The 5,226-nt window shown below is 57.9% G+C and carries 5 protein-coding genes; 1 reads left to right on the top strand and 4 read right to left on the bottom strand.

Going from position 1 to position 5,226, the window contains the following annotated elements; genetic code table 11:
- Nucleotides 1-446 precede the first annotated feature (446 nt).
- From GR303_RS23995 to GR303_RS23980, 4 genes are all read right to left on the bottom strand, one after another.
- On the bottom strand, nucleotides 447-1,319 hold the full coding sequence (locus GR303_RS23995; RefSeq protein WP_161726950.1) for a Mom family adenine methylcarbamoylation protein: 873 nt from the start codon (nucleotides 1,317-1,319) through the stop codon (nucleotides 447-449).
- 48 nt (nucleotides 1,320-1,367) lie between these two features.
- Nucleotides 1,368-1,715 carry a hypothetical protein gene (locus GR303_RS23990; RefSeq protein WP_161726952.1) on the bottom strand — a complete coding sequence of 116 codons (348 nt, stop codon included), beginning with the start codon at nucleotides 1,713-1,715 and terminating at the stop codon, nucleotides 1,368-1,370.
- A 611-nt stretch (nucleotides 1,716-2,326) separates the two neighbouring features.
- Nucleotides 2,327-3,514 carry a site-specific DNA-methyltransferase gene (locus GR303_RS23985; protein ID WP_161726954.1) on the bottom strand — a complete coding sequence of 396 codons (1,188 nt, stop codon included), beginning with the start codon at nucleotides 3,512-3,514 and terminating at the stop codon, nucleotides 2,327-2,329.
- Between the two features lie 48 nt (nucleotides 3,515-3,562).
- Complete coding sequence (locus GR303_RS23980; protein ID WP_161726956.1) at nucleotides 3,563-3,889, bottom strand: hypothetical protein; 327 nt, start codon at nucleotides 3,887-3,889, stop codon at nucleotides 3,563-3,565.
- A 203-nt stretch (nucleotides 3,890-4,092) separates the two neighbouring features.
- Here GR303_RS23980 and GR303_RS23975 point away from each other — a divergent pair, with 203 nt between their 5' ends.
- The gene (locus GR303_RS23975) at nucleotides 4,093-4,602 is read left to right on the top strand and encodes a hypothetical protein (RefSeq protein ID WP_161726958.1); all 510 of its coding nucleotides are present in this window, start codon (nucleotides 4,093-4,095) and stop codon (nucleotides 4,600-4,602) included.
- Nucleotides 4,603-5,226: the final 624 nt, after the last annotated feature.

The following is a 5,226-nucleotide window of genomic DNA, read 5'->3' as shown; positions in this document are numbered from 1 at the left end:
TGAGAGCGCCGGGCTGCTACCTCCCAGTAAGTGCGCTCGGCGCCGGACAATGGATCGTCAAGGAAAGGCGAGTTCCTGATTTGTTCTATCTTAGCGTATAATCAGGAACAGATCTTGCGCTGGCCCCCATTACACTCGTGCCATCACGAGTGATGCCCGATTCCAGTTAGGCTGTGGAGTCGGCTAGCAAGAATCCATTCACAATAGATCGATTCAGCGGTGGGAAACTTCTTTGGAATGACTCACTTAACCGAAAAAGCGGAGTCAATTCGCATGTAAAAGCCCGGTTCCAGGTGATTCTGAGTTACGCACTTGATTCGATGTTGCGTAGTATTCGCCCTGGCTTTGGATTCGCAATTCGGCATTATGATTCGGATGCGGGTGATGGACTGCGGTTAATGACTCTTAACGCCACCGCGACTGCCTCTGGATATTTCCGCTCGATTCTAGGCTGCCGTCGGCAGGTCCGTCTTCATTGGCCGAGGCAGGCCTTTATCCATGCGCCGGCGGATCTCCTGGCGGGTGGTATGCGTCCCACAGGGGAAGACGTAAGCGTGATTGCCGTTGTGGCGCATGCGCCGGAACGGGCCTTCTTGGAGAGCTCTGCGGATGTAGTCAGCCTCGGGTTCGCCTAATGCCCTTGCTGGAGCTCCATGCGAGCGCAGGAATTCGTACGCATATGCCGCTCCCTTCTCGCCGTTCCGGAGCTTCGAGAGCGCCCGAGGCGAGACGATCGAGCCGTCGCGGGTCAGCCAGTGGAGTCGAGGCTTCCCACGGCCAACATAGATCGAAGCCGAGTAAGCCTGATAAATCAGGCCTATATGCCCTGAATGAAGGATGCCTCCGTCTGCGGTGGTTCGAGGAACTGGGTCGCTGTAGGACAGGCAGAGGTCGTAATAGGGGCGGCGGTCCGGCCGCTGCTTATCTTGAGCGAGCATACGCAGGGCTCGCGAGAGCAGCCACGTCTCGCCATTGCCGCCGACGTGGTCCTTTAGGACGAAGCGTCCGAGTTCGCAGAACTTGGCATCGGGCGCCGCCCCATAGGCTGCAGCCGCCTTCGGCTGGATGGGGACGGAAAAGACAGCAACCCCCACCAGTTCTTCCTGGAAGGGTGCAACGCGCTCAAACAGTCCATAGGCCGCGATCGCAGCCGGGTAGGATCCTGAGTAATGATGCTTGATGACGAAGTCGCGCGCTGCCGCATCACCGATCGGTGCGACGGAAAACTGGCTGGGGTCGATCGGCTCCTGTGAGGGACGGTATGATGCGCGACGGCTGTTCCACCGCATCGATAGGTCGAAAAGCGAGAGCTGGGTCATCGAAATCCTGAGGAACGAATTAAAAAGGAGGTCGGGACGGGCCGTTGATTACCGAGAAGAGCTTCGGACTGGCAGAATTCGCGCGGGCCGGATCGCGGCATCCGGAATGGCCGCCGTGTACCGGATTTGACCGGTCACATTGAGAACCGCGAACCAGGGAATTGCGCCGGCATCCCACTGGGCTTGGGTAAAGCCCTGCGCGAGGATGTCGTCCGCCATCGTTTGAGCCTCGTGGTCCAAATCGGGCAAAACGTGAGCCTCATCGACGGCCGAACCTTCGATCTCCAGGATGATCCAGTCGACCGGCCAATCCTCGCCTCGATTGCATTCGGCATAATTGAGGGCGATCCCGACTTCATCCGTGGGAAAGACAGCTGCGACATCCCTGCTGGACAAGGTACAGGGCCTTAGCCCGTGCCCTTTGATCTGGCCATGGACAGCTGGATCCCAGAGACCGTGATTGTCTGTGGCCTGAGGATCGTACCGGTAAAGTGGGGTGGCATGGTAGAACCGGGGCGGCAGGCGCCCAGGTCCCCAGCTGGCGAGAGGATCACTCGCCGGGGAGATCGACATTGTCTGAGCCATGGAAATGAGAGGCTGGTAATGACTTAGCCCTGATAGAACGGGCGAAGATCTGGTGGGCCGCTTGTAGTGAGGGGCCACAATCGCAGGTCCGGAAACGGAAAACCCCGCATAGCGGGGGCAACAGCTATGCGGGGTTTCCTGGGGGCGAAGGATCTGCGTTCGAAGATCCTTTCCGCCGCGATGGGTAGGCGCCAGATCTTAAGAAACGGTTACCCCGTGTTGGCACCAGTCTCACATAGGTCCGCGAAATCAATTAGAACTTCGAATTCGAGGGAACGATCATCCCCGATGGAATGGAAAGCCCCGCGCAGCAAGGGAACAACTGCACGGGGCTGACTTCATAGGAGGAAGATCGACTGAGCCTCGATCTCAAGTCCAGAGTGATGCGGATATGCTTACCATGCGCTTAACGTCGCCTCCGATCACGCGGCCTTGGCGTGTGGGAACCTGAGTTGACCGCCCTGGATGTATTCGAGCATGCACTCAGAAGCCACCCAGCGACGGTCGAGAGCCTCGGCAACGGCGGCTGTCGTGAGGGATCCGCCAAAGGGCTCGAACACGAGATCCTTGGGACGGGTGAGAAATCTGATGAAGGTCTCCGGCAGCGTCGCTGGGAAACGGGCTGGATGAACCGGAAGTCCGGCGGCCTTTACACCTCGGATGTAATCAGAGTTGCTCTCTGTGTTTGCCGCGACAATCAGATTGCCCGGGATGGCTCCGCCATTGTCATTGCCGAAGGCGCCGTCCGCCATTCTGTATCCGGCTGGGCGACTGGCGGCCTCCTGGCCTCCTCGTTTGAGCATCGCCTTCATGCTGTCGGAATAAGGGACCAGAATCTGGCGGTTGTCGGCATAGGGATTATCTGAGGCCGAGAGCCAAAAGATATTTTCAAGCGAGGGCTTCACCCGCACCCTGCGGATTGTCACCCACTCTGCAGGGTTTGGAAGCCGCGCTGAATTCTGCCATGCGAACCGCTGGCAGAGGTTTAGACCCAGTTCGTCCTCAAACCTGATGAGCAACCGCTCCTGATAGAGCGACAGCGTGGGCTCGCCGCGGCGCCAGGCATCGCCGAGGTTGAGGACCACTGAAGAATCCTTGGCGAGTTTGGGCATCCACGTTTCAGCCAGACGCACCATCCAATCCAGGTACTCTCGCTCATCGAGATTCCCGTATTGTTTCTTCCGGAGAAGCGGGTATGGCGGACTGCTGAAGATGAGTGAGATGCTTTCGTCGTCCAACAGGCCAACGGCATCCTCGCAATGACCCCACAGGGCAGCGCCCTTGTCGGTCATGAAGATCGTAACAACGAGACCGGGTGTCGCCTTCGTGAGCGCGGAACTTCCCTTGTCCGTGAGCGTCCAAAGACCTGACTCCGCCGGCCTCAACAAGCCCTGGAGCTTGGCCCGCTGCTGCGCCCAGCGCACCTCTCGCTCGAAGGCATTGTAGGAGTGACCGGAAATTGTGATCCGGGTGGCTCGGTCTTCGGCCGAAAGGTTAACCCTGTCAGCGACCAGATCGTAAACATCGCGCGCTTTTGCGGCCCCTCCCCTTTCCTCGATCGCATCGAGCAGCGGCAGGATGAGCTGCGATTGGCTGACCTTCTTTTTCATGGGGATTGCCTCGTCTGATCTACGCAGATGAGGTCTCCCGATGTTCACCTACCGACAGAGATCGGTCTGGATCTCGCCTCCGGAGTTATATTCCATTCGTTTCTGCGCCCCGAAATAGGCATTGAAGCGTGGCCCATCTTGAACAGTCTGGCCGGAAACTGTTGTTCCGCGGGGATTGGTTGTGAAGGAATAGACCTGGTACCACGTGTCATTGGCAAAGAACTGCCGTTTGGCGTCGTCGAATCTCACGCGATATTCCTGACGCGGGTTGGTGCATGTCATGGCAACCTCCCGCGCCATCACTGCTTGCGGTGCCAAGGTGACGCAGAGAGCCGCGAGTGCGGTGTTTGAGAAGCTCCATGCAAGCTTAGGCATTTATGACGCGCTCCCGTCGTAGATGGATGGTCTAGTTCAGTGTAGCTTTCGCTAATTACGTATGAACAAAAATGGAACCTAGCTTCGATTCTGGCGATAAATGTCGCAGCCTTCTGCTTTACTGTAAATATTCCTTGCCTGTGCAACTCCGACGATTCATTTCGGATCCGTTAATTCGTTTGATTCTTCGGGCAACAACAATAATGAACATCCAGTGGTTGGGGCGCGACGGTTGTGCAATCGTCGCGGAGGATATTGCACGGGCACGGTCTACATTGCTTTCGATCAGAGCAAGGATCGACACGAGTGGGCATGATAAAGTCTATGCCTATGGGCAGGCGCTGCTTCACGTCGCGCGGTTGATCTCGAGTACATTTAGAGTGAGCGAGGAATCCGCTCTAACTGCTCGCAACATGCCATGCGAGGAGATCGACCGCTTATATCGAGATCTGTTCAGTTGCGTCCGCCGCTGCCGGAGCATCCGGGATGAGGGCACGCCGGGCTCCGAGATGGCTGACAATCTGGCGACTGCCTGCGCGGTCCTAAAGAACCTATACCGGATGCGCTTCCATGCGGAGAAAGCATCGGCGAGCCAGAAGGTCGAGGCTGAAGACCTGGCCGATCGCCTGACGACGCTTGCACAAGCACTGACAGAGCTCGGAAGCGAAGCCGAGGCCTCCTCGTATGCAACGCCAATGAAGATGGCGGCCTGATCGATGGCACAGGGCCTGCTGGCAACCGACGAGGGCCCATTGTGGGAACCGAAGTTCGGCTGCTGCGTTCCTGTGCCGGTCAAGCTTCGGACGTAGCGATCATGACGACTTCAACAAATGCAAAAGCTCTGATCAGGGAGGCTCAGGCGGCCCGCATGCGAGCCCACCTCCTGCGGCGGCTGGATCAGTGGCGCAAGGCCCGTCTTACCTTGAAGAAAGCCGCGTAAGCCGGGTAATGTCCGCGGCTAATTTTCTCGAAATCGCCACGATTCCTTTCCAGAGCTCGGCAGCAATTCCTGCCTCTGAAGGGCCTGCATGGGCTTTGATGGTCATGAAAGACCTTTCCCGCCGTGGTTCCCGTACTTCTTTGTCGGACTGATAGTGGCAGGTGGCGCTGCCTACTATGCGCTGCACTAGCGTTTGGACGCGCGAGCATCCAATAGCTGCTGCATGAGATCTCTCAGGACCTCGACAGCCTCTGGACCGCGCATGGCTACAGGTGCCGTCGCGAGCTGTGTTGAAATTCGGGTGGCGCGATCTCCGGCATGAACATCGTATTGGGTCAGGCGGCGAGGTCAATCGTCTCCTTCGGGGCTGACGCTTGTGTCAGCGTCTTCCAGCCGT

Source organism: Microvirga arsenatis (assembly GCF_009910705.1).
Lineage (GTDB): Bacteria > Pseudomonadota > Alphaproteobacteria > Rhizobiales > Beijerinckiaceae > Microvirga > Microvirga arsenatis.
The sequence above is the reverse complement of the archived record's forward strand: the minus strand, read 5'-3'. Positions and strand labels throughout refer to the sequence as shown.

Bases quoted from the DNA above. Each gene is read 5' to 3' on its own strand.
- GR303_RS23985 (WP_161726954.1), bottom strand. From the start codon at position 3,514: ATGAAAAAGAAGGTCAGCCAATCGCAGCTCATCCTGCCGCTGCTCGAT.
- GR303_RS23975 (WP_161726958.1), top strand. From the start codon at position 4,093: ATGAACATCCAGTGGTTGGGGCGCGACGGTTGTGCAATCGTCGCGGAG.
- GR303_RS23995 (WP_161726950.1), bottom strand. From the start codon at position 1,319: ATGACCCAGCTCTCGCTTTTCGACCTATCGATGCGGTGGAACAGCCGT.
- GR303_RS23980 (WP_161726956.1), bottom strand. From the start codon at position 3,889: ATGCCTAAGCTTGCATGGAGCTTCTCAAACACCGCACTCGCGGCTCTC.